Origin of the sequence: Mesorhizobium sp. WSM3626, assembly GCF_000513935.1 — a bacterium.
Classification (GTDB): domain Bacteria; phylum Pseudomonadota; class Alphaproteobacteria; order Rhizobiales; family Rhizobiaceae; genus Mesorhizobium; species Mesorhizobium salmacidum.
On record NZ_AZUY01000051.1, the window covers coordinates 14,380 to 33,483 of the forward strand.

17 protein-coding genes and 1 pseudogene are annotated in these 19,104 nt (G+C 61.1%); 13 read left to right on the top strand and 5 right to left on the bottom strand.

The window, feature by feature from the left end:
* Nucleotides 1-5 precede the first annotated feature (5 nt).
* Nucleotides 6-317 (bottom strand): TrbC/VirB2 family protein, encoded by a 312-nt coding sequence (locus M653_RS01000000133565; RefSeq protein ID WP_051442809.1) that lies wholly within the window; start codon nucleotides 315-317, stop codon nucleotides 6-8.
* Between the two features lie 297 nt (nucleotides 318-614).
* Here M653_RS01000000133565 and M653_RS0126220 point away from each other — a divergent pair, with 297 nt between their 5' ends.
* The gene (locus M653_RS0126220) at nucleotides 615-911 is read left to right on the top strand and encodes a hypothetical protein (RefSeq protein ID WP_156938273.1); all 297 of its coding nucleotides are present in this window, start codon (nucleotides 615-617) and stop codon (nucleotides 909-911) included.
* A 253-nt stretch (nucleotides 912-1,164) separates the two neighbouring features.
* On the opposite strand, the gene M653_RS0126225 is transcribed toward M653_RS0126220, so the two are convergent.
* From M653_RS0126225 to M653_RS0126235, 3 genes are all read right to left on the bottom strand, one after another.
* Nucleotides 1,165-1,521 (bottom strand): membrane protein, encoded by a 357-nt coding sequence (locus M653_RS0126225; protein WP_027145991.1) that lies wholly within the window; start codon nucleotides 1,519-1,521, stop codon nucleotides 1,165-1,167.
* A gap of 577 nt (nucleotides 1,522-2,098) precedes the next feature.
* A complete protein-coding gene (locus M653_RS0126230; RefSeq protein WP_027145992.1) occupies nucleotides 2,099-3,130 on the bottom strand; it encodes a LacI family DNA-binding transcriptional regulator in 1,032 nt (343 codons plus the stop codon).
* Nucleotides 3,131-3,468: 338 nt separating this feature from the next.
* On the bottom strand, nucleotides 3,469-4,158 hold the full coding sequence (locus tag M653_RS0126235; RefSeq protein WP_156938274.1) for an OmpW family protein: 690 nt from the start codon (nucleotides 4,156-4,158) through the stop codon (nucleotides 3,469-3,471).
* 894 nt (nucleotides 4,159-5,052) lie between these two features.
* On the opposite strand from M653_RS0126235, the gene M653_RS0126240 reads away from it, so the two are divergent.
* Complete coding sequence (locus M653_RS0126240) at nucleotides 5,053-6,705, top strand: MFS transporter (RefSeq protein WP_027145994.1); 1,653 nt, start codon at nucleotides 5,053-5,055, stop codon at nucleotides 6,703-6,705.
* Nucleotides 6,706-6,837: 132 nt separating this feature from the next.
* On the opposite strand, the gene M653_RS0126245 is transcribed toward M653_RS0126240, so the two are convergent.
* Nucleotides 6,838-7,083 (bottom strand): DUF982 domain-containing protein, encoded by a 246-nt coding sequence (locus tag M653_RS0126245; RefSeq protein ID WP_027145995.1) that lies wholly within the window; start codon nucleotides 7,081-7,083, stop codon nucleotides 6,838-6,840.
* An 836-nt stretch (nucleotides 7,084-7,919) separates the two neighbouring features.
* Here M653_RS0126245 and M653_RS0126250 point away from each other — a divergent pair.
* The 11 genes and pseudogenes from M653_RS0126250 to M653_RS1000000136100 all read left to right on the top strand — a co-directional run bounded on the left by M653_RS0126250 (nucleotide 7,920) and on the right by M653_RS1000000136100 (nucleotide 18,861).
* The gene (locus M653_RS0126250; protein ID WP_027145996.1) at nucleotides 7,920-8,879 is read left to right on the top strand and encodes a membrane protein; all 960 of its coding nucleotides are present in this window, start codon (nucleotides 7,920-7,922) and stop codon (nucleotides 8,877-8,879) included.
* A 67-nt stretch (nucleotides 8,880-8,946) separates the two neighbouring features.
* Nucleotides 8,947-9,921 carry a quinolinate synthase NadA gene (gene nadA / locus M653_RS0126255; RefSeq protein WP_027145997.1) on the top strand — a complete coding sequence of 325 codons (975 nt, stop codon included), beginning with the start codon at nucleotides 8,947-8,949 and terminating at the stop codon, nucleotides 9,919-9,921.
* Nucleotides 9,918-11,459, top strand: coding sequence for an L-aspartate oxidase (locus M653_RS0126260; RefSeq protein ID WP_027145998.1), 1,542 nt, complete (start codon nucleotides 9,918-9,920; stop codon nucleotides 11,457-11,459). The genes nadA and M653_RS0126260 overlap by 4 nt, the downstream gene beginning before the upstream one ends.
* A gap of 1 nt (nucleotide 11,460) precedes the next feature.
* Entirely contained in the window at nucleotides 11,461-12,342 is an 882-nt protein-coding gene (nadC, locus tag M653_RS0126265) for a carboxylating nicotinate-nucleotide diphosphorylase (RefSeq protein WP_032936148.1), read from the top strand.
* Nucleotides 12,343-12,399: 57 nt separating this feature from the next.
* Nucleotides 12,400-12,829: pseudogene (locus M653_RS1000000134700) on the top strand (aspartate 1-decarboxylase).
* 80 nt (nucleotides 12,830-12,909) lie between these two features.
* Nucleotides 12,910-13,908 carry a biotin synthase BioB gene (gene bioB, locus M653_RS0126275; RefSeq protein WP_027146000.1) on the top strand — a complete coding sequence of 333 codons (999 nt, stop codon included), beginning with the start codon at nucleotides 12,910-12,912 and terminating at the stop codon, nucleotides 13,906-13,908.
* Nucleotides 13,905-15,050, top strand: a complete 1,146-nt coding sequence (locus M653_RS0126280; protein ID WP_027146001.1) for an 8-amino-7-oxononanoate synthase — start codon at nucleotides 13,905-13,907, stop codon at nucleotides 15,048-15,050. The genes bioB and M653_RS0126280 overlap by 4 nt, the downstream gene beginning before the upstream one ends.
* Nucleotides 15,047-15,685, top strand: coding sequence for a dethiobiotin synthase (gene bioD / locus M653_RS0126285; RefSeq protein WP_027146002.1), 639 nt, complete (start codon nucleotides 15,047-15,049; stop codon nucleotides 15,683-15,685). The genes M653_RS0126280 and bioD overlap by 4 nt, the downstream gene beginning before the upstream one ends.
* Nucleotides 15,682-16,941, top strand: a complete 1,260-nt coding sequence (locus M653_RS0126290; RefSeq protein ID WP_027146003.1) for an adenosylmethionine--8-amino-7-oxononanoate transaminase — start codon at nucleotides 15,682-15,684, stop codon at nucleotides 16,939-16,941. The genes bioD and M653_RS0126290 overlap by 4 nt, the downstream gene beginning before the upstream one ends.
* Nucleotides 16,938-17,921 carry a beta-ketoacyl-ACP synthase III gene (locus tag M653_RS0126295; protein WP_027146004.1) on the top strand — a complete coding sequence of 328 codons (984 nt, stop codon included), beginning with the start codon at nucleotides 16,938-16,940 and terminating at the stop codon, nucleotides 17,919-17,921. The genes M653_RS0126290 and M653_RS0126295 overlap by 4 nt, the downstream gene beginning before the upstream one ends.
* Nucleotides 17,922-18,264: 343 nt before the next feature.
* Complete coding sequence (locus M653_RS1000000136100) at nucleotides 18,265-18,861, top strand: sugar O-acetyltransferase (RefSeq protein ID WP_245262362.1); 597 nt, start codon at nucleotides 18,265-18,267, stop codon at nucleotides 18,859-18,861.
* Nucleotides 18,862-19,104: the final 243 nt, after the last annotated feature.

Sequence of the window (19,104 nt, forward strand, 5' to 3'; positions counted from 1 at the left end):
CGAGATTATTTTGGGCTCAGGCCATGGACAAAACTAGCGCCGCCAAAGACGATCGCGATGCCAACGATAACGGACACCGCGAACGTCCAGTCCATCCGGCCGGTCATGAATGAAAAGCCGACGGCGATGACAGCCAGGGCAGAGATCGCAACGCCAATCGGTCCGGTGATCGCTGCCACAATCGCGTCAAGAAATGACGTCACACCGTTGAAATCCTGAGCGGCGCTTGGAGTGGCGAAAATTAGAGTCACGAACGCCGCAGTGCAGGCAATCGAGCAGACTTTTCCGCAGTCAAGCTTGGTGAATAACTTATTCATTTTTTCCTCTTCCGGATGTCTTTCCAGAGACTTTGGACAAATCACAAACCGACATTTGTCTTCGGCCCAGTGACCTCTTCTAAGATCCTCAAGAGATCGCGGTATCTGGCGCCATATTCTCTCCGCATTCGTTGGTACATTTGCCATTCATCTGTGCAGCTGTCTAAGGGAAATGGGTTTCATTTGTAGCGCCGAGCATATTTCATTCGTAACAAAGAAGAGATGATCTCCATCCTTGCGGGGAATGCGCGCCATCATGAAAGCCCGAAGGCCTGGAGAACTTGGGGGGCTTGCCCCTTGCTCGACGATCGTTCAGGACAGCACCCGGCCCATGGCCCGGTCGTTTGCCATGCATCTAAATCGGATGTGACCCAGCCGCGTCAGATTCCCAAGACCATCTGTATACGCGACGACGAGCGGGCCTTGCTGGTATCGCTGAAGCTCCCGCACCAATTGCCTCAGATCACGAAATGCTTCGGCCGGCAGCCGCGCACGACCGATTCTGAACTGATAACCGAGCTCACCGGCTGTTCGTCTTCCCTTGAGCCTCGCCTCGCCGGTGCCGATTTGTTGGGCGTCTCGGCCGTTTGGTGAGGTCGCGCCGGCAGCCGGCGCGGCCAGCGAGCCTGGTGTTGTGCGCATGGCCGGATTGGTGCGCCGTGTGGTGCGAGGTCGGCCAGGCCCTAGTTAGCAGTGGGGTTGGAGAGTTCACGCCACCTATCGAAATCAGGTGAGGACAAATGAACGGGTATAGCTGGGAAAGAGCTTAGCCTTACGCCAGGATCGCATTAACAGATGCTTTGCGCGGACTAGGGATCCGGACTGACGCTATCGGAGGCTTAACCTCTTAGCGTGCTGGCAGTGTGCTTCTAACGGACATTTCGAACACGTCGAGCAGGATTGCCAGTCCGACGCCGCATGCGGTGAGGACGAGGCCGAACATGAAGATGCGGTTAGCGCGGTCGAAAACCGGCCGGCGTAGCGAACCGACGTCGAGCAGTATGGAAAGCGCCCGCATCTGCAGCACGATGCCGCCCAGGATCGGTACGACGGCGAAAAGATCATGCAGTTGCCACGGCACCGGGTTCGCCGCCCAGTGCGTGACGAAGCCCAACGAGAATGCGAGCAGGATGCCGACGACGGTGATGGTGCCATTGCGGAACATTGTCTCGATCGGCTCTTCCTTCGGATCCTGCTCGTCCAAGCTATCCTCCATTACCGCAATCAACCGGATCATTCGCCGGCCGAACTAATGTCGCCCCAAATGGGTACCGGCTTGTGAAATACAAGAGAAATGCGCCAGTGGAAAGCCGGGTAGATTGCACCGGCTGCGTCAGAGCCGGACATCGTCGCGAAGCGGCCCGACAGACGGAAGTGGCTTACGCGGAGCCGTCATCAACAGCCGAAACGGGGCTGCACGAGACGCCTCTTCCTGTTTGTCGGGGCTGCGGCCGCATAGAAAATGGGCTGGGCTGGAAGACTCGTAACTGCATGCTTGGAACCCAGATGCACTGGCCAGGAGCCGCCGCCCTCACCCGCCGGAAGGATCGTGCTGACAGAGGGTCGCCGGGGATCTCACCCGACTGCTTCGGCAAGGCCCTGCTAGGCTGCGGACCGAGGAGTTGAGCATCGACTTCGGCCGGACTCAGAGCCGTTCGCCCGCAGCCGGCTGAGGCCTCAGAGCTGGGCTCAAAGGGAGCTAGCCGAACCGGCCTCGAGATAGGATGGGCACGGCTCTGTTGCGATACCACGACCGCTACGTCGGCAAGATCGTATTATCTTCATATATTTTCAGGGAGATAGATGTCGAACGGAAGAAATGTCTGCCCCGGAGTGGTCGCGCAACCGGTTTCGATGGCCTGGGCCATCAGCGTCATCAGCTCCCGGCAAAGCCGACGCAATGGCGTGGCGAGCGCCATCGTGATGAGGCCATCGGCGAGAGCGGCCCGTGACTCCGGCGTGATCTCGTTGACGATGGCGACAATGTCCCTGTCTTTGCCTTCTTCTCTGATCGCCGAGATTGCGCCCTCCATGCCGCCGCCGGCGACATAGAAGCCGACGAGCTCGGGCTCACTCTGGATCACATCCAGTGTTGCCTCGTAGGTGATCCGTCGTGTCTCGAGGCTCATGGGTATGTCAAACACGTCGAACATCGGCGCGCTCTCACGAAAATAAGAGCGAAAGCCGATTTCCCGAAGCTCGTCAGCCTGGTAGCGCTCACTGACCACAAAGACCGCCACTTTGCCCTGCCGTTTTGCGGCTTTGGAGAACATCCAGGCGGCTGTCCGCCCGACCTTGCGGTTGTTCAGGCCGACGTAACCCTCGCGGACGCCGGCGGCGAAATCGGAAAGCAGCGAAAAAACTGGGATGCCCTTCGCTTTGAGTTCTTCGACGGCCGCCGTGATCGTCGGATGGTCCGGCGCCACCATGGCGATCGCGTGGCAGTGGCTCCCAAGCTTCTGGAGGCGTGCGATCAGGTCGCCTGGCACATGCGATGGCACGAATTCGATAAGCGAGGTGCCGTGGAAGGCCTCTGACGCATTGACTGCCGCTTCGATTTCGCGCGCGAAGTCTTGGTAGAAATGCTGTGCCGGTGTTCTGAGGACAAAGCCAAGCTGATAGCGCGGCTGACCCGGGTTCGCACGCCGCTCGACACGGCCGGCCGCGTGATAGCCAATTGCATTGGCCGCTTCGTAGACCCGCAGCGCAGTCTGCTTCCGGACTGGATGGCGGGCGTTCAAAACCCGGTCAACGGTCGCCACGCTGACTCCGGCTTCGCGGGCGAGATCCACAATCGTTGGTCGCTTGGCCATGAATCCGAGTCAGCAGAATTTCAAGGAGGAGGATACGTCGATGATGGAGCTTAATAAAATCCTTTCGCGCTTACATTGATGCCGCGATCCGAGAATCTTGCGTCTTTCCGAAATCGGCGCTGCGCCGAGAGTCCGTTTTTCGAAACTGCAGGATGAGCGTTTGTGCGGATGAAATTTGCGAGCATTGCCATGAGCGTGAGAGACGGCTGTACGCTGCTCGCCGTCGCGCACGAGGCGGCTCGGTGGGCTCATCGCGAACGCCGGTGCGTGCGCATCAGGCGATCAAGAAGGGCTTGGCGGCACCATTTNGGGACGTGGCGCCGCCTTGGATTGAATTGTCAGAAGCGGTAGGTGACGCCTGTGCCGATCAGCCAAGGATTGAGCTTGGCCCTCCCCGTCACGTTCGTGCCGTCGACCACTGCGTCAAATTTCGGCGCGAGAAAGAGCTTCTTGACGTCGAAATTGACGCCCCAATGCTGATCCACTGTGTAGTCGAAGCCGACCTGCACAGCCCCGCCGAATGTGTTCTTGACGTCGAGAGCGTCAGCACTGCCAGTCACCTGGTTATAAAAGACCGTGTAGTTTACCCCCGCGCCGACGTAGGGCTTGAAAGCGCCGAATTGGGTGAAGTGGTATTGCAGCGTGAGGGTCGGCGGCAGCACCCAAGTCTTGCCGATCTTGCTCAGCTTACCGATCGTTCCCTCACCGTAGATATTGGCGGAGGTAGTGCCGAGTACGAGTTCAGCGGCGAGATTGTCGGTGAAGTAGTAAGTAAAGTCCAATTCCGGAATCACCGTATCCGAATAAGAGAGGCCGGAGCCGGGAATTCCGTTGACGTTACCCTTATCGTCCGTGATCACCCCAAGCGCACGCAAGCGAACTTGCCAAGGGCTAGGTTCGACCACGTCGACCGTGTTCTGAATCACACACTCCACTTCTACATCCGCTGCCACGGCCTGCTGCAGCCCTGTCAGGACAAGGGCGATGCCTAGTGTAATTCCGTGTCGCGGCCTTATCCAGTCTCTCATCATGCTCTCCTTGAAATCCGAAATTCGTGCGCGGCAGCAATGTCAGCCGTGACCAGACGCTCGGTTGATCTAGATCAATAGTGGAACGAAATTGATTGAACTGACGCATTTCTTAACAAAACTGTCATGTGATCGCGGACGCCGGCAGCAAGGCGACGCATAGGCCAAAAAGATCGAATGGCCCTGTTGCGCGGCAAGCAGTCGCAAGGTGCGCAGACTTGCCGCGATCTGGTCGTGGCACGGCCGAACCCAATCCGATGCCGCTCCTTTGACTGTGAGCAGCATCACCCGCTCCGTGCGGTCTACAACGCCCAGATCGTCGACGGGCCTGGGGTATGAATCTGCCGTGATTCCCTGACCAAATCACGCAGGTGAGACATGACCCTCAGCAGCCGCTTGGCAGGAAGAAAAGCTGTCTGCGACAGCCCTGCCCGAGAAGCGTTTGGCGGATCGGCTGCCTTGGTTGCTGGGTCAAATGTCAGCTGCGCCGGGCACGCCAATCCCGGCGGTCTGCGGCGAGTGGCGGCGGCCAACGTGACCGACCTCTTTGCTGCCCAGGCATAGCGTGCTCGCTGGCCGCGACCGCAGCGCACGTCACGGCCAGCGACGCTCCAATCTGTCCTGCAGGCTAGGACCGAATTATCTACAACCGTGCCAATCGGCTTCAAAGACCTCGGGTGCTGCAGCCCCAGGAGATGGACGCCTATTTTTGCAGAACTTGGTCCGATCATTCCTCCACAAGAAACATTCGTTTCGACCACGAGAGCGGTTCGGGCGAAAACATCTTGCGCCGTGGAGGAGGAAATGCACCTCATCCAGCTCCTGGGCGACGGCAATTCGCGAAGCGGGGACGCGCGTCAACAGGACCAGCAAACGGTCAAAGGTTCGGAGAAGATGAGCAAGCCGTCGTGCGCAGATGCGGATGGAGTATCTCCAACAACGTTTGCGCCGCTCAAGAATCTGACATTTAGATCGATTTGGCTGGCCACTCAGGTTTCCAGCCTTGGCTGGCTGATGCAGACTGTTGCGGTTAGTTGGCTGATGGCAACGATCTCGAAGTCCGATCTGAACGTGGCGCTGGTACAAGCGTCAACGACGCTGCCCGCTTTTTTTCTGTCTGTGTTTGCCGGGGCTATCGCCGACAACTTCAGCCGCCGCAAAGTCATGTTCGCTGGCTGGTGCGTGATAGCGCTGGCATCAGCGTTGCTGGCCTGCCTGGTGTCGCTGGAACTTGTCGACCCTTGGATTGTCCTTGGATTGAGCTTTTTAGCGGGATGCGGCGTGGCGTTCACCGACCCCGCTTGGCATGCCTCGGTTGGCGATGTTCTGCGCAAGAGCGATGTTCCAGCTGCCGTTACGCTAATATCGGTCGGATATAATGCTGTTCGCAGTATCGGCCCGGCGCTTGGCGGCTTCGTCGTTGCCTCTTTTGGGCCTCTGAGCGCTTTCGCCCTGGCGACGCTGAGCTACCTGGCCCTGCTGTGGACCATACAGCGCTGCAAATGGAAGGTCCCCTCCTCACCTCTCCCGCGCGAGTCAATGGCCACGGCCATCCATGACGGGGTGCGCTTTACGGCGATGTCTTCAGAGATCAAGGCGGCAATCGCACGCGGGACCCTTTTTGGGTTGGCCAGCATCGCGATACTGGCGTTGCTTCCTCTGGTTGCTCGCGATCAGTTGAGCGCAGGGCCAATCGCGTATGGCATCCTGATGGCCGGCTTCGGCACCGGCGCCTTCGCCGCCGGTATCTGCAACAACGTCCTGCGACGAACGCTCTCTCAGGAGCGACTGATCACGCTCGCCTGCATTGCCTGCGCGGCGTGTGCGCTCTCACTTGCTCTGACGCCATCGCTTGCAGTGGCCGCTATCGCGCTCACGCTCGGCGGCGCGGGTTGGGTGGTCACTTGGACTGGACTTGACGTCAGTGTGCAATTGGCGAGCCCGCGCTGGGTCGTAGGTCGCACCCTGTCGATCTATTATGCGTTTTGCTCCGGCGGCATCGCAGTCGGCAGTTGGCTGTGGGGCACGGTTGCTCAGACTTATTCCCTGAGCTGGGCACTTGAAAGTTCCGCTGGAGCTCTGTTGCTGGCCGCTGCAACCGGGTTCCTGTTGCCCATCCGCGAATGGAGAGAATCAGACCAAGACCCTCAGGGATTCGATGCGCCTGCGGTTGCCCTCGATCTGAAGCCAAGAAGCGGCCCGATCGTCGTTAAGATCGACTACTTGATACCGGAAAAACATGTCGAGGCTTTCCTGGAGCACATGCGTGAACGGCGACGGGTTCAAAGTCGTGTCGGTGCTCGGCACTGGACCCTGCAGCGCGACCTTCAAGAACCTTGCCGTTGGACAGAGACTTTTCGTACGCCGACCTGGACGGACTATCTACGTCTAAATCATCGACTTACCGCTGCGGATAAGGAACTGGACGAGCGTCTGCTCGAATTGAGTGCCAAAGAGCTTGCACCTCAAACAAAGCTTTCAATCGAGCGACCGACGGGCCAGGCTCGTAAACGGCATCAACCGACACCGTTTTTCTCCCGCCCTTGAGCGCCTTACGCGCAAATGGCGACAAACCAGCGGCGGGCGCATTTTATCCAGCCACATAGCGGAGTCGCTGACTGTTGAGGCAAATGATTTGTCTCAATTTGCAGTGCAAAGCGGTGAGTAAGCCCTGATGCCTCAGTCGCAACGCAGAATTTGCGCTTCGAGCGCCGCGGCCACGAAAGCACGCCGAGCGACAGCTGGATGGGCCTCACCTCGCAACACTTGCAGACAGGCGTCCATTGCTATCTTCCGTTTCTCGGTTTTGCGATTGAAATCCCGCAGCAAGATTGTGGCTACGTCGTTGACATCGAACACGATTCGCTCTGCACCACGACGGCCAATCTGAACGACGATTGGCCTCGCAAATCTCGAGCCGGTCATCTTACCCCTCCTCCACCGAGCCACTCGGCAAATAAGGCTCGGTCCTCGCAACCCGCACAGTTGGCCACCCAGAGACTAGCCCCCCATGCTCGCCTGTGCCCTCGGGAGGCCGGTCCGGTGCAGAACGCATGACACAGCCAAGATCCACTTTGTCGCGTCTATATCCATGCACCAGCGCCCTGTCGGTTGCAACGCCGCGAGGTGCTGCACGCGGCGGCTTGGCTCATATCTGTTCGTGACGAGATTATATCCGCTGTGTCTGCCACTTGCGCCGCATGCGCCTCACACCCGTTTGTTGCGCCCACTTCCTGTGCTGCAGGCGCGCGCTGCCCGGCAATTTCGCTGGAGCCAACGGCGCTGCTCTACGAGGGCAATCGACAGCTTTCCAGCCGCCGTGACGCACCAGCGTCTGGGGTATTTTGACATCCGACACGGACGCCCGGGACCTGATCCAAAGCGAGCCGAAGCCCCCTTCACAGGGCGAATCTGTTTGGATTTCCGTCGTGAGACTATTGCGACGGAGCGCCTCGCCGGTCAGGGGGCGTCAAGCCTTAAGACAACCTCAGTCTTCGAACTCGGCGGCGTTTTGATGGCGTTTGTTCGGGCAGCTCCGGGGTGGCGAAGCCGCTCGCGGGCGCGCCTCAGCAGCGCAGGAGCGAGCGGCCGGAAGGGCGGCTGAAGCAGCCGGCAATCTCCTTTGCGAAGACCAAGCTGATCGGGGGCAATTCGGTGGGGCATGGCTGCGCTGTTGACGTGCCGACAGGCTTGGTACAGGCTCTATTAAATCGATTATAGAACGCTTCGTTTTTCGCAGCGGCTCCAACAAAACAGGGAACATGGACGACCACGCAAAAGGAATCAGGAAAGGCACAGGGGTGAGCAACGCCAACGACATCAAAGCGGACCTGATCGCCGTTGTTGTCGCGGTGAACGATCATGAGCCTCGCGTTCTCACAATCGGCCGAGCAAACGCGCTGCCCTCCGGTCCATTCGAACTCGGCCATCGTTCCCTTCAGTCGGGCCTCAGGTCGTGGGTGGAAGAACAGACCGGGCAGCCGCTGGGCTACATAGAGCAGCTCTACACCTTCGCCGATCGCGACCGGGTCGGCACCGGCCAGCGTGTGATATCGATCAGCTATCTCGCACTTACTCGAGAAGAAGAGGCAACGCAGTCGGATAGGCGCCGTTGGGAGAGATGGTACGACTATTTTCCCTGGGAGGACCACCGCTCCGGTACTCCATCGATACTGTCGAAGGTTTTGCGGCCGCGCCTGCTCAAGTGGGCGGATAGCGCAGGTGACAATGAGACACGCCGAGAGCGCCGGCAGCGGTCGGCGGTTGCCTTCGGCTTCGACGACGGGACATGGAATGAGGAACTGACGCTCCAGCGTTATGAGCTGCTCTACGAAGCAGCCATGGTGGGAGAGGCGACCGGCGGGCAGTCTTCGGCCGCTCGGTCGGTTGCAGGTGAATCGATGATCGCCGATCATCGCCGGATTCTGGCTACGGGGATTGCGCGGCTGCGCTCCAAGATCAAGTACCGGCCCGTGGTTTTCGAACTGATGCCGCCGGTCTTCAGCCTTCTACAGTTGCAGCGAACCGTGGAAGCCCTGGCGGGCAGGCTCCTCCACAAGCCGAACTTTCGTCGGCTGATCGAGCAGCAGGAGTTGGTCGAGCAAACCGGCGAGACCACCGCCGATACGGGCGGTCGACCAGCTAAGCTTTATCGCTTTCGCCATGCGGTTCTCGACGAGAGGGCCGTTGCCGGGACAAAATTGCCGCTCACGCGGGCTTGACAATCCTCTTATACTCACCGCAAGAATATGCGTCTTATATTCAGGTCGAGTATAACCGGAGGTGTCGATGACCACCGCGTTGCCATCGAGCGCATCCTTGTACGACCGCGTCCAGCGCGTGATTCCGCGGATCGAGTGGTCCGCGTTTTCCGACGACATCGACGCCATTCTGGCGCTCAAGCGCGAGCGCAACGCCGTGATCCTCGCTCACAACTATCAGACGCCCGAGATCTTCCACTGCGTAGCAGACATTGTCGGCGACAGTCTGGCGCTCGCCCGGGAGGCAATGACGGTCGACGCCGATGTCATCGTGCTCGCCGGTGTGCATTTCATGGCCGAGACTACGAAGCTCCTTAATCCGGCCAAGACCGTGCTCCTCCCGGATGTCAGCGCCGGCTGTTCGCTGGCCGACTCGATCACGCCCGCAGATGTGCGGCTGCTGCGGGAGCGTTACCCCGGCGTGCCAGTCGTCACCTATGTCAATACCTGCGCCTCTGTGAAAGCCGAAGCGGACATCTGTTGCACTTCGGGCAATGCGCGGGCTGTGGTCGAGTCGCTTGGCGTGCCGTGCGTGATCATGATCCCGGACGAATATCTGGCGAAGAACGTCGCCGCTCAAACGGACGTTGAGATCATCGCCTGGAAGGGCCATTGCGAGGTGCATGAGCGCTTCACGCCGGCAGACATCCGCGAATTGCGCGAGGCGCATCCGGGAATTACCGTGCTCGCCCACCCCGAATGCCCGCCGAACGTTGTCGCCGAGGCGGATTTTGCAGGCTCGACGGCGGCGATGTCGGACTATGTTGGGCGCAACAAGCCCAGCCGGGTCGTGCTGATGACCGAATGCTCGATGAGCGACAACGTTGCTGTTGAGCATCCAGAGGTCGAATTCATCCGCCCTTGCAATCTCTGTCCGCACATGAAACGCATCACGCTGGCCAACATCCGCACCGCGCTCGAGCAGAACCGTCATGTCGTGACGATCGACCCGCAGATCGCGGATCGGGCTCGACAGTCGGTCGAGCGTATGCTCGCCATATGACCGCCGACTTGCACGACATCGGCGGCGCGCCAGTCGTTATCGGCGCTGGCGTTGCGGGACTTATGACGGCGCTTCACCTGGCGCCGCAACCGGTCGTCCTTCTCTGCAGAACGCCGATGGGAACCGAAGCCTCCAGCACCCTTGCGCAGGGCGGGATAGCGGCGAGCCTCGGCGCCGACGACAGCCCCGAACTGCACCTCGCCGACACACTTGCCGCCGGCGATGGGCTTTGTGACGAAGCGATGGTGAGGCGGGTTGTCGAGGCCATACCTCGCGCGATCGACGGCATCATCAGTCTAGGCGCTTCCTTCGACCGCACCCTAGATGGAGCCTTGCTGTTAGGGCTCGAGGCTGCGCATTCGCGCCGCCGCATCGTGCACGCGGCCGGCCACGCCACGGGCCGCGAGTTGCTCCGTGTGCTGGTCGCCGCGGTGCGGCGGACACGGTCGATCACGGTCCTGGAAGGCATAGATGTGCTACGCCTGATCGTCTCGGCCGGTGGAATCGTAGGTGTAGTGGCGGCCCGACACGACGGTGTGGTCGCATTACCCACGCGCCGCGTCGTGCTCGCGACCGGCGGTGTCGGCGGTTTGTTTTGCGATACGACCAACCCGCTTACCTCGTTCGGGCAGGGCCTGGCGCTCGCTGCCTGTGCCGGGGCAGAACTTGCCGATCTCGAGTTCGTGCAGTTCCATCCGACCGCGCTCGAAACTGCACACCGGCCGATGCCGCTGGTCAGCGAAGCGGTGCGCGGCGAAGGCGCGATACTCGTCGACGAGCACGGCCGACGCTTCCTCTCCGGCGTGCCTGGCGGCGAGCTTGCATCGCGTGATGTGGTCGCGCGGGCGGTCTTCGCTCAGCTCGAGGCGGGAAATCGTGTGTTCCTCGATGCCCGGCAATGCCTCGGCCCGAAATTCGCAAAACGCTTCCCGGCCATCGAGGCGGCATGCCGCCAGGCCGGCATCGATCCTGCCGTCGAGCCGATCCCGGTGCGCCCGGCGGCGCACTACCACATGGGCGGTGTCGCCGTGAATGCTGAAGGCCGCAGCTCCGTTGCCGGCTTGTGGGCGTGCGGCGAGGTCGCATGTACCGGGCTGCACGGCGCCAATCGGCTCGCCAGCAATTCGCTGGCCGAAGCGATCGCCACGGCCGTGTGGGTGGCTGAAAGCGTAGCAGGCACTGGCGCTGGCTGGCAGTGGTCCAGGCTTCCGACGATCGCGCCCCTGCGGCCGGACCCTTCGTCTATTCGACGGCTGGCCTCCAATGCGCTTGGGATTGTCCGCAACGGCAACACGCTGCGCGAAGCCATCACGACATTGCTGCCGATCGCCGTTGGCGGTCATGCTGCGGCCGATCCGGCGTTGGTCGCGATGTTGATCGCTATCGCGGGACTTCGTCGCGAGGAGAGCCGCGGTTCGCATTGCCGGTCGGATTTCCCCGGGCGCGAAGCTGCCGCCCGCCCGTCGCGGCTGACGCTCTGCACGGCATTCGAGACTGCGGTTGCGCACAGATGGCTCGCGTCGGCAGGGAGCTCCTGATATGGTGTCGTTCTCGCCTCTTCCTTCAATCGTCATCGAACCGATCGTTCGCAATGCGCTTCTGGAGGATTTAGGCCAAGCTGGCGACCTCACGAGTGATGCGATCATCCCTCACGATCGCGAAGCCAAGCTTGAGCTCAAGGCGCGGGACGTCGGCGTTGTTGCCGGGCTCGACCTGGCAGCGTTCGCTTTCATGCTCATGGACCCGACAATCGACATGCGTATCTGGCGCCCGGACGGCAGCGATGTCGCGGCCGGCGAGACAATCGCGCAGCTGTGCGGACCAGCGCGCGGTCTGCTGGCGGCCGAGCGCACGGCGCTTAATTTCCTCTGCCGCTTGAGCGGCATTGCGACCGCCACTGCGGCGCTGGTCGAGGCCGTGCACGGCCACAAAGCCAAGATCGCGTGCACGCGCAAAACGACACCCGGGCTGCGCGCGCTGGAGAAATACGCCGTGCGCGTCGGCGGCGGCGCCAATCACCGCTTCGGGCTGGACCACGCCGTGCTCATCAAGGACAACCATATCGCCATCGCTGGGGACATTCGCACGGCGATAGAGCGGGCGCGTGCTGCCGCAGGCCACATGGTAAAGATTGAGGTCGAGGTCGAAACGCTTGAACAGCTCGAAACCGTGCTCGCGCTGGGGATAGACGCGGTTCTACTCGACAATATGGCGCTCGATGATCTTGCCCGCGCGGTGGCAATGGTCGGCGGCCGGGCCATCACCGAGGCTTCCGGCCGAGTGACGCCGAGAACGGCTCGGGCGATTGCCGCGACGGGCGTCGACCTCATCTCGGTCGGCTGGCTCACACACAGTGCTCCGATCCTCGACATCGGACTTGATGCGTCGATTGATGGCAACTGCAACAGACGCCTGAACTGAAGGACCCTGGGTGCAACGCCCCTATAAAAACGGCAGTTCGTGTAGGAGGAATAACGAATGCGTAAGATCGTCGCCGGCAAGCTCCACGGCATCTACGTCACCGAAGCCAACCTCAACTACCATGGCTCAATCACGCTCGACCCCGACCATTGCGAGGAAGCAGGCATTTTGGAACAAGAATTCGGGAGCACGGATCTCCACCTATGTGATCCTTGGCCAGCGCGGATCGCGCTGCTGTGTCCTCAACGGGGCCGCGGCGCGCACCTGCCAGCCTGGCGATCAAGTCATCATCTGCAACTCGGTCTATATCCAGGAGGCTGAGTTGATCGCGCTGAAGCCGCGTGTGCTGACCTTCGATGAGGATAATCGCATTGTTGATCGACTGAGCTACTCGGTCGGGCGCAACGGTGATGGAGGCTACACCTTTTGCATTCTCGATGAGGCCTGCAATACCCTGCCCGTACCAGCGCTGGTGGGCAGATCATGACGGACCAGGCCGACCGAGGCCCAAGCGGTCTCCTCTGAACGGGACTTACAGCCAACGCTTTTTCGGAAAATGGAGGTGGAATGAACAGCGAATTGTACCCGAACGCTGCGGCGAGCTCATTCGACGGAATGCCCCCGCAATGGACCCGGGAGGCGGCCGAAGCTATCCACGACCTGCCCTTCAATGACCTGTTGTTCCTGGCGCAGACGATCCATCGCCAGAATTTCGAGCGAAACCAGGTGCAGCTGTCGCGCCTGCTTAGCATCAAGACTGGCGGCTGCCCGGAAGATTGCAACTATTGCAGCCAATCCGCGCACCATGAATCGGGCCTCGAGGCCTCGAAGCTAATGGAGGTTCAAAGCGTCATCGCCGAGGCCAGGAAGGCGCGGGACGCAGGCGCCACACGCTACTGCATGGGAGCCGCCTGGCGCAGCCCAAAAGCCCGCGATATGGACGCCTTGCTCGCCATGATCGAGGGTGTGAAGGGTCTCGGCATGGAGACCTGCATGACACTCGGCATGCTGGACCTCGACCAGGCGCACCGGCTCAAACAGGCCGGCCTCGATTACTATAATCACAACATCGACACGTCGGAACGCTACTATGGCGAGGTGATCAAGACGCGGACCTTTGCGGACCGGCTGGACACGCTCGCCAATGTCCGCGAGGCCGGCATCAATGTCTGCTGCGGCGGCATTGTCGGGATGGGCGAAGAGAAGGCTGACCGCATCGACATGCTGGTTACACTCGCCAACCTGCCGTCGCCGCCCGAGAGCGTGCCGATCAACATGCTGATCCCGATCGCCGGCACGCCGTTGGCAGAGGCCGATCCGATCGAACCGATCGAATTCGTGCGGGCCATCGCACTCGCCCGCATCCTCATGCCAAAATCCGATGTGCGCCTATCTGCCGGCCGCACGGCGATGAGCGACGAGATGCAGGCCCTGTGCTTCTTCGCCGGCGCCAACTCCATCTTCGTTGGCGACACCTTGCTCACCGCCGAGAATCCCGGAGAAGACAAGGACAGCGCCCTGTTGCACCGGCTCGGCATCAAGCCGGTTGCGCGCGAAGCCCTGTGAACGGGCGAACCTTGCTCGACCGCTACGAGGCCAGCCTGCGCGGGCTCGCCCGCAAGAACCGGTTGCGCAGCCTGACCGCCCGCTCAGGGCTCGACTTCGCCTCCAACGACTATCTCGGCCTGGCGCGTTCGAAGCGCATTGCGCGGGCGCTTACGGAAGCGCTTGCTGCCGGTACGCCTGTCGGTGCGACCGGCTCGCGGCTGTTGCGCGGCAACACGCCCGAGCACGAGGCGCTGGAGGCCAAGGCAGCTGATTTTTTCGGCGCCGAGCGCGCGCTGTTTTTCGGCAGCGGCTATGTCACCAATTTCGCGGTGCTGACGACCTTGCCCCAGAAGGGCGATCTGGTCGTGCTGGATGAACTCGTCCATGTCAGCGCGCATGAGGGGGCGCAAGCCGGTCGTGCCGAGGTCAAGATTGCCGGGCATAACGATCCGAATGCGGTGAAAGACGCAATCCAGTCCTGGCGCGCGGCCGGCGGCGCGGGCCGCGCCTGGATCGTGGTCGAGAGCCTCTATAGCATGGATGGCGACCGGGCGCCGCTGCGCCAACTGATCGAGATCGCAGACCGTCACGATGCATTCCTCTATATCGATGAGGCGCACGCCACTGGCGTTTATGGTCCGGGCGGCCGCGGTCTCGCTCAAGATCTCGAGGGGCGCGATAATGTCCTGGTGCTTCACACCTGCGGCAAGGCGCTGGGAGCGTCGGGCGCCCTCGTCACCGCGCCCGCGGTGCTGTGCGATTATCTCATCAACCGCTGCCGGCCGTTCATTTATGCCACAGCGTCCTCGCCGCTGATGGCAGTAGCGGCTGCAACCGCACTTGACATCCTCGCCGACGAGCCCGAGCGGCGCGAGCGCCTGGCCAAGTTGGTGGCTCTTGCCGGCCAGAAAATTCAGATGCTGGGTTTGCCCGCGAGCGGCTCGCCAATCCTGCCCGTCATTATCGGCGACAACGCGCGTGCGATGGCGCTGGCCGAGGCGCTGCAGATGCGCGGGTTCGACGTGCGCGGCATTCGACCGCCAACCGTGCCAGAAGGCACGGCACGGCTGCGGATCTCAATGACACTGAACGTGAACGAGTGCGATGTTGCGGCGCTGTTTAATGCACTTGCCGAAGAACGGGAGCACATATCGATATGAGCAGGATCTTTGTCATCACCGGTACCGATACCGGGATCGGCAAAACAGTCGTTTGCGCCGGCCTGGCTGGAGCGCTTGGCGCCGCCTACTGGAAGCCCGTTCAGTCAGGGCTGGACGGCGGGACCGACAGCGAGGCCGCCGCCCGCCTGGCAGCGCTGCCACCGGAGCGGATCGTGCCGGAAGCCTACCGTCTGTCGAAGCCGCTGTCGCCGCACCGCGCCGCGGAGTTAGAGGGAGTGACGATTGAACCTGACCGCCTCACCCTGCCGGAGCTCGAGTGCCCGCTGGTTGTCGAGGGCGCCGGCGGCCTGCTGGTACCGCTCACACGCAAGACCCTGTTCATCGACGTTTTCGCCCGGTGGCAAGCTTCGGTCGTGCTGTGCGCGCGCACCGCGCTTGGCACGATCAACCATACGCTTCTCTCGATCGAGGCGCTGCGCCACCGTGACATACCTTTGCTTGGTGTTGCCTTTGTCGGTGAAGCGAGGCCCGACACCGAGTGCACGATCGCCGGCATAGGCCAGGTGCGCGTGCTTGGCCGCTTGCCCCTGCTCGACCCGCTGACACCCGACACCCTCCGCGTCGCCATCACCACACATTTCGACATGGCCGCTTTCAATGGGGTCGCGGCATGAACCGCTCAGCTGTCTGGCACCCCTTCACCCAGCACGCGGTCGAACCGGCCATGCCGCTGATCGCGCGGACCGGTGGCGCTTATCTGGAAACATCGGACGGAGGGCGCATTTTCGATGCGATCTCCTCCTGGTGGGTCGTTACCCACGGCCATCGTCACCCGAAGATCATGGCGGCGATCCGGGACGCGACCGAGACACTCGACCAGGTGATCTTTGCCGGCCTCAGCCACGAGCCGGCCGAGCAATTGGCCTCGGCACTCATCGACATGACGCCCGCGGGGCTCGACTGGGTCTTCTATTCGGACAGCGGCTCGACAAGTGTTGAGGTGGCACTCAAAATGGCGCTCGGCTTCTACTGTAACAACGGCACTCCGCGTTCGCGCGTCGTCGTCATGGAACACAGCTATCACGGCGATACGATCGGCGCCATGAGCGTCGGCGCGCGCGGTGTCTTCAATGCAGCATACGAGCCCCTGCTGTTTGCGGTAGACACCATCCCCTTCCCCGCCGCGGGCCAGGAGCAGAAAACACTCGATGCCTTCGAACAGCTGACGTGCGACCGCGGCGTTGCCGCGCTCATCGTCGAGCCGCTGGTGCTCGGCGCGGGCGGCATGCTCATGTATCCCGCCTGGGTTCTCACCGAACTGAAGCGCATCGCCGAGCGTTGTGAAACGCTTTTCATCGCCGACGAAGTGATGACTGGTTGGGGTCGGACCGGAACCATGTTCGCTTGCGAAGCGGCCGGGATCGCGCCCGATATATTGTGCACCTCGAAGGGGCTGACCGGCGGCTCGATGCCGCTTGCAGCGACGCTTGCCAGCGATGCGATCTTCCGTGCGCATTTCTCCAGGGATCGGGCCAAGACATTCTTTCATTCTAGTTCTTTCACCGCGAATCCGATTGCTTGCGCGGCAGCACTCGCCAATGTCGGCATCTGGAAGGATGAGCCTGTGGCGCAGCGCGTGGCCACCCTGTCGCGGATGCAGGTGCAGATGATTGCGCGCTTCAGCCAGGATCCGCGTTTTGAGAATGTGCGCACGACCGGGACGATTGCCGCGCTCGACCTGCGCGTCCCTACCGCAGGCTATCTAGCCGAAGTCGGCCCAAGGCTGCGCGCCTTTTTCCTCGAGCGCGGATTGCTGGTCAGACCGCTCGGCAACATCATCTATGTGCTGCCGCCTTATTGCGTCACGGCGGGCGAACTCGACCGGCTCTACGCGACAATAGACGAGGCAACCGAGCTTGCGAACGCATGAATCACAGGACGCGTATTGTAGGGCTTGGCCACCATGTGCCGGCACGCAAGGTGAACAATGCCGAGATCGAGGCGAGCCTAGGACTGGAACCCGGCTGGATCGAGCGGCGCACCGGCATTCGCTCGCGCTTCTGGGCAGAACCGCAGGACACCCTCTCTGGACTGGCGACAAAAGCAGGCGACAAGGCGCTCGAGGCAGCAGGCGTTGATCGCAAGGAGATCGGCCTGCTTCTGCTCGCCACTTCGACGCCTGATCATCTGCTCCCGCCGAGTGCGCCGCTGGTGGCGCACATGCTCGGCCTCGAACACGCCGGCGCCGTCGACCTTGCCGGCGCCTGCGCGGGGTTCATCTATGCCATGACTTTTGCCGACGGGTTCGTCGGCTTGAACAAGAAGCCTGCCATCGTCATCGCGGCCAATATATTGAGCCGCAGAATCAATCCGACTGAGCGGGCAAGCGCCGTCCTTTTTGCCGATGCCGCAGGTGCGGTGGTGCTCGCTCCTTCGAGGGACCCAGGTCACGGCATACTCGGCTCCTCGCTCGCCTCGGACGGCTCCGCTTATGGCCTGATCCAAATTCCGGCGGGCGGCAGCAACCGTCCGTTTTCTGACGAGATCGACGTTGCAGAAACTCGTATGACCGTCGCCAACGGCCGCGAAGTCTTCATCAAAGCTGTGGAGATGATCAGCCGCTGTTCCAGGCAAGCGCTGGGGGCGGCCGGCCTATCGTCGGCAGACGTAGCCCGCTTTGTGCCTCACCAGGCAAATGCCCGTATCTGCGACGCGGTGGGCAAGTCGCTCGGCATCGAAGACTCGCGCATCGTCAAAACCATCACCGATCATGGCAATTCGTCAGCCGCAACGATACCGCTGTCGCTGTCAATCGCTCACGGCGCCAATCGCATTCATCCGGGCGAGAAACTGCTGCTGGCGGCGGCTGGTGCCGGCTTTGCCGGCGGGGCACTGGTGGTTGGCGTTTAGCCCGACCGTGCTCTGATGGGCCATTGACGAGCATAGACCTTCTTGGCCGCGTGGCGCGAGATCGCTGGAGGCGCGCCGTGCCTGATCGAACGACCGACCAACTGGGAGCGGCTCTCGGCCATTCACGGCGTCGATGGACGCCATCATAGCAATCGATTTGCAATGTTTGGGAAACACACATTAGGAAAAGCAGTGTGGAGTCGCCGCAGCACTGAAGTGCGCAGTAGGCTCGGCGGGACTATAAGCTGGAACTGGCCTGCCATGCCCCTTCTCTTAGTTTTCTAGCTAAAAATGAGCCTGCTGTCAGAAGCTGGACGACAACCTCTACACCAGGAGATCTTCAATGACCCTGCGCACCGAAACTGAAAAAATGCTGGCTGGAGAGACCTACGATGTTCTCGATCCTTCTCTCGTTGCAGAGAGGTACAGGGTAAGAGCTTTGTGCCAGCAAATGAACTCTTCCAGTGATACGGACCAAGACCTGCGTCGGACGCTTTGTAAACATATTTTCGGCAAAGGCGGAGACACTGTGTCGATACAGCCACCATTTTTCTGCGATTACGGTTCCAACATAGAGCTAGGTGTGCAAGTGTTTTTCAATTTTAACTGCATAGTACTCGATGCTTGTCGAGTTCGTATAGGTGATTACGCGCTCTTCGGCCCAAGCGTCCAAATCCTGACGCCGATGCATCCACTTGATGCTGCCCTTCGCCGGAAACAACTGTACGGAAAACCAGTTGAGATTGGATCAGACGTGTGGGTGGGGGCCGGGGCAATTATCCTGCCTGGCGTGACGATCGGACCAGGCACTGTGATCGGTGCAGGCAGTATCGTAACACGTGACATTCCAGCCGGAGTGTTTGCAGCTGGTAACCCTTGTCGCGTGATCCGAGAAATCTCTGCGGATGAGCGCGAAGCCTACTCGTCAGCCAGCGGCTAAGCTGACCAGTCACACTCTTCTTTTCCGGCACGGGTCAGTGCGCATCGTGTAGGGGTGAAGTAAGTTTTTAAAGGAGTAGGCAATTGGATCAGTTAGCCTTCACTCCTGATGGAGGTTGACTCCCTGCTGGGTTGTCTTCGTCGGAAGGAAACCAATGTGACTAGGCTTCTTTTCGTGGTTGCTTCAGCGCCATCCTTCTAACCGCCAAAAGCGCGACCCCTCAGGGCATATGAACCCTCGATA